Source organism: Rectinema subterraneum, from assembly GCA_009768935.1.
Lineage (GTDB): Bacteria > Spirochaetota > Spirochaetia > Treponematales > Rectinemataceae > Rectinema > Rectinema subterraneum.
The window spans coordinates 1-5,012 of the sequence record WESA01000083.1; the positions used below are offsets into that span (position 1 = coordinate 1).

General features: G+C 53.8%; 3 protein-coding genes. 1 reads left to right on the top strand and 2 read right to left on the bottom strand.

Translation table 11 applies throughout. The features are described 5' to 3' along the window. Positions 1 to 729, top strand: a 729-nt coding sequence (locus tag GAP13_RS12500; protein WP_503473387.1) for a hypothetical protein, incomplete at its 5' end; no start/stop codon positions are given. Between the two features lie 73 nt (positions 730 to 802). Here the strand turns inward: GAP13_RS12500 and GAP13_RS12505 are convergent. Both GAP13_RS12505 and ltrA read right to left on the bottom strand, forming a co-directional pair. Further along, positions 803 to 3,538: a hypothetical protein gene (locus tag GAP13_RS12505; protein ID WP_158908628.1), complete on the bottom strand. Its 2,736-nt coding sequence runs from the start codon at positions 3,536 to 3,538 to the stop codon at positions 803 to 805. A gap of 257 nt (positions 3,539 to 3,795) precedes the next feature. Further along, positions 3,796 to 5,012 (bottom strand): group II intron reverse transcriptase/maturase (gene ltrA / locus GAP13_RS12510; protein ID WP_222126222.1); only part of this gene is annotated, 1,217 nt, incomplete at its 5' end.

Genomic DNA, 5,012 nt, shown 5'->3' on the forward strand with positions numbered 1-5,012 from the left:
CAGTACTTTCCGAACGAAATCCCCATTGCGGTGGGACGGACAAGCGGCTTCGTGCTCGATGTCAGTCACTGCACACGGCGGCGCTCAGGGAGCATGCGGCAGGACCAGAAGGCGAAGGCACAGGCGCTCTATTCGACGATTCGGCTCGAACGGGGTGGGATCGGCCGGTCATTCAGGGAGGTGCTGGCGACGAGCCTTGCTGTGCAGCCGCCACAGCCTCATAGGCCCTTCGTGCTGATCACCGATGAGAAGCCCGACTATGCGCGCCTCGTGCGGCGGCTTGCAGCCTACTGGGGTGAGGGAGGAGGGCGACTCGTGCACCTGAGGATTTCATCCCACCTGCCACGGACGATCCACAATCCACTCTTTTCTTCGAACTACACCGATCGCGAGCTCAGAAAGGACCTGGCGAACCACCATCGTGAGAGTGTCTGCTTCAACCGCAATGTCGCAAACGGCATGCTGCGCCTCTGGGCCTACCTTATGTGGCACAACTACTTAAAGCCCTACCGTATCCGCTGGCCGAAAGGCCGAAGACCCGCCACCCATGCCGAGGCGAGCGGCATCGATGCAACTGCGCTCGAGAACGTATATAGAAGCTTTTTCGAAGAACGGGCGTTTCTGACACGAAGCCCTTTGAGCCCGACCATGGCGAGAAGCTGGAAGAAGGAATGGCGGACACCGGGGAAGGAGAAGGCGGAGTATATTCCTAGGCTGGCGCTCGCTTGAATAGCGTGTGCTTGATTGTCGAGGTGCGTTCTTCTCAGTGCCCTCGTTTACACAAGGTTGAGAGCACTAATCACTACTTTCTCCCAATTCCAAACTTCTTCAGCAGCCCGCTCGATTCCCCATATTTCGCGATAAGGTGTCCGAGCCATTCCTGCAAATCCGGCAGCGCGTCAGCTACCAGATCAACGAGGTCATCCGCCATCTCTTCGTCATAATTCGCCACAATATAATCGATGAGCTCAGTCCACACGCGCTCTTCGCACATAGTTTTGTGCAGTTCGACAAGCAGAGTGAGGCGCAGCGATGAATTCTTCCTGAGCCGACGCGTGAATAGCACATAGGGGCTCAGCACCGCTTTTATAATGCTCTGCATTCTTGGCTCTTCGGAAAAGAGATACAGAATATCGAGCATGGCGATATATTGGGTGCTTCCTTTCGAATGTATAATTGTCGGAATGATTTCTTCCAGCGTTTTTTGCCGCTGGCGCAACACTTTGCGGTATTTATTGCCGCCTTCGATAAAGCCTGCTACAACATCAGACCAGATTTTTGTCTGCACGATGCTTGGAATTGCAAGCGCGTTGCCCAGCGGAGCGAATACAGTCGCAAGAGGCCATGCCAGAATGCTTCTGAAAATATTCGCTCGCACAACCGATTTATCAAATCCGCGCAGAGTGTTGTGGGACGCGAGATACAGCCCGTTCGCAAAAGAAATAAAGAAAAATTTCACCAGATTGAACACAAAACCATCGTGCACCCACGGCCAGATGGCATCGAAATTCGCTTTAACAAAGCCCAGGATCGGCACCGAAAAACCTGTCCAGAACAGCGACTGCGCCACATTGTCAAAATTGATGCTTTTGAGTTTCCACTGGTTGAGCCGCGTGCCCCTGTAGGAGATGAGATCCGCGATGCTGTTTCTGAATCCAGTAATGCCAAGCCATAACAGAGCGTACCACGGCCCTATAAAGCTTGTCGCAACAAAAAAGCCGATCAGGGTGCGAATCGTGTTCTTGAATGCAGGGTTGAAGTACCTCCACGCCCGAACTGGGCCGATTACCTCATCCTCGCTGGTGCTGGTATAACCTTCGCCTGCAGACACCTTTCCCATGCTGATAATGCAGGGGACAGAGCGCAGGTCCAGGTGTTCCTCGTCGACAGGTGCGTCCTCTGCTCTCACCATTGCGGAAACAAGCGGGGGAAGAGCAACATGGCGCTTGATGTACCGCTGGCGCAATTTTCCGATTATCCGATCCTCGAACACAAATCCCATGCCGGGGATTTTCGGATTCCGTCCGGTTGCGTCGCTGCCGCACACTGGAATGATGACTTTTCGGCCTTTGCTGTGCGCCCGCTTATTGCGCTCGTTGAAAATCCGGGCAAAGGCTTCGACTTCTTCGGGGGAACGACCTGCACAGTCCTGCGTGTTGTACACTTCAGCAGAATCGATGCAATGGCTGCATTGCTCCAGCACACGTGTGGCCTTTTCAACACCATACTCCAAAGGATGGATGAATTTGATTGTGCAGCCGGCTTGGTGCAGCATGTCGCTCAAGGACTCGATGTCCTCGAAGACAGTCTGATAGGAAATCGCATGAGGATCTTCGAAATATTCCGAAAGCAGGGTATCGGGCGAAAGGTTTCTGAGCTCCTTTCTCAATTCTGCATATTTCTTTTCAATTGTGTCTTTTTCGGCTTTGCGCGCCGGGTCCGCCAATGACGAGCTTCTGATTTTTTCGCGCAGCACTTTGTAGAACCAGACCCGCTTCTGAAGCACAGGCCTGTACCGCATGTACATAAACTCGGCAAGGTGAAGCGGCGTAATGTTCATATTGGGAATTGTTGCCAGCAATTCATCAAGCGACAGCGGCGCAAGACAATATTCGGGCTTGTGTTCAAATCCTTCATTGATTGTTGGCAGCGTGTCCGCATTGAATGTTTCGAGTAGGCGCCGCACTGCGTCAAGCCTGTTTTCGCGATTGATATCCAGGCCCTGAAAGAACGAGGTCAGATCAGAGGCATGGCTCGAGAAAAATCCGCGCAATTCCTCTTTTGAATTGAACCGCGGCAGTTCAGCCATGAAATGGTAGCGGGCGCCATCGACCATCACGCTGAACTCGAGAGCAATGCTGACATGCAGGCCCAGAATATTGCCTGCTTCGAGGGCTTCCTCCATCATGTCGAGGTCTGAAACAGAGCCATAAGCGACCGTTACTCTGGAAATCCCCTTGATGAATGCATCGATAATGAGCTGAGTAGGATTTTTGCGCCCGGAAGTTGCAGTATCGTGCACATGCCCATCCCATCCATAGCCCAAATCTCCAATCTGCATGCCTTTTTCCGGCAGCTCGATAATATTGAGCTCGTCGCAGAGCTTGCGGATTACCTGGTGCTGCCCGCGTGTCGACATCGAAAAATCATATAGAAGCTCAAGCTGGCGGCGCTTGTTCGAGCGGTGCTTCACGACTTCTTTGATGAGGGCGGACTGTACCCGCGCAGTATTCAGAGGGTAATCGATATTCGCTGAATGAAACGCAACATCTGCAAGCTTTCGCAATGCATCGAGACGCGCGCTGGAATGCCGCGAATCGAGGTCGCGCACTACCATGAGATACGATTCGGCTATGGTGATTCTGCGGCGCTTGAACCAGCGGTTTGCTCCCTGCGGGTGAAAGGGGGGCGGCGGAGTTATACTCTCGGGCTGATCGATCTTTGCGTTGAGCTCGCGGCGCATTTTGCGCAGCTCAGCCGAAAAGCTGAGCGTCGAGAGAATACTTCTGTACAGCTTGTGGAGTCGGGATTTAGCCATGTGTTGATTGAATCACTCTCCTTTTGCTAATGCAAGAGAAAAAATGCGCCCGTCAGCGCCTTGCTCCGGGGAAAGGAGTGCCCAAGCGCTCGGCGTACCAATGAGTAGGAGGGGGCCTCACGGCCCCCGACCTCTCACACCACCGTACGTACGGTTCCGTATACGGCGGTTTCCAGAATACTACCTACTTAAACATAGTCTATCAATCATCGAAACGAGTCCCATGCTATCAAAGTATTTCTTAGGAAACGCATAGTTCATGTGCTGGGCGCCAGAGTTCCACCACGGGCCGCGCTGGTTAAAGGCGCGGAACGGACTGCCGTTTCTTCTGGCAAGCCACGCTCCATCAGCCGTTTCAGGCGCGTCCACGGTCTCTTCCACTGCCGCCAGAGGTTGCACCGTAGTTTCCTGCGGAGCCATCCATCCAGCTCTTCCGCAAACTGCTTTGTATCTGCGAGACTGTAATACTGAATCCAACCACGAACAAAAGGATTTATCGTTTCTCGGATGAATCGGCCAAGATTCCGGCCATGCGCGCCCCGAAAGAGCGCCTTGACCTTCTCCTTGAATCGTTCTATCGACGATGCCGACACCTGTATCCGTACCTTCCGTTCATTGGTGAACGAATACCCAAGGTATTTCCGTTCCCAAGGCCTTGCCACGGCGCTCTTCTCCCGGTTCACTTTGAGCTTCAGTGTGCCTTCTATGAACCGCGTAATTGACTCCATGACCCTCATCCCGGCCCTCTCGCTTCCCACATAGATATTACAATCGTCCGCATAGCGGCAAAATGAAAGACCCCGTTTCTCCAGTTCCTTGTCCAACGCATCGAGCATGATGTTGGATAGTAACGGCGACAGGGGTCCGCCCTGCGGCGTTCCCTTATCCCGATCCCACACCACGCCGTCCTTCATGATTCCTGCTTGTAGGTACCGCCGGATCAGGCGGAGGACCTTCTTGTCCCTCACCTTCTTTGCGATCCGTGCCATCAAGAGATCATGATTCACTTCATCGAAAAACTTTGCCAAATCGATATCCACCACCCATCGCTTCCCCGCCAGCTGATATTCTTTCGCCTTCCGGATCGCGTCGTGCGCGCCCCGTCCGGGCCGGAACCCATAGCTGTTCGCTGAAAATTCAGGCTCGAATATCGGGCTCAGGATTTGATGAAGCGCCTGCTGGATGAACCGGTCCACCACCGTCGGTATGCCGAGTTGCCGTTTCCCGCCATTCGGCTTTGGAATTTCAACACCTCTCACCACTTCGGGCCGATATGTCCCTCTCAGCAGCCTTCCTTTGACCTCGACCCAGTGCGCTTGCAGCCAGGGCTTCAGGGCTTCAACGGTCATCTTATCGACCCCCGCCGCTCCCTTGTTCCCCACCACCCGTGCATAGGCCTCACGCATGGTACCGCGTTCGACCAGACGCTCAATCAACTTTGTCGTTTCGGGGTTCGTCTCTTCCGTTCTCGTCA

Coding starts and splice junctions, on each gene's coding strand:
- GAP13_RS12505 (WP_158908628.1), bottom strand. CDS start 3,538: ATGGCTAAATCCCGACTCCACAAGCTGTACAGAAGTATTCTCTCGACG.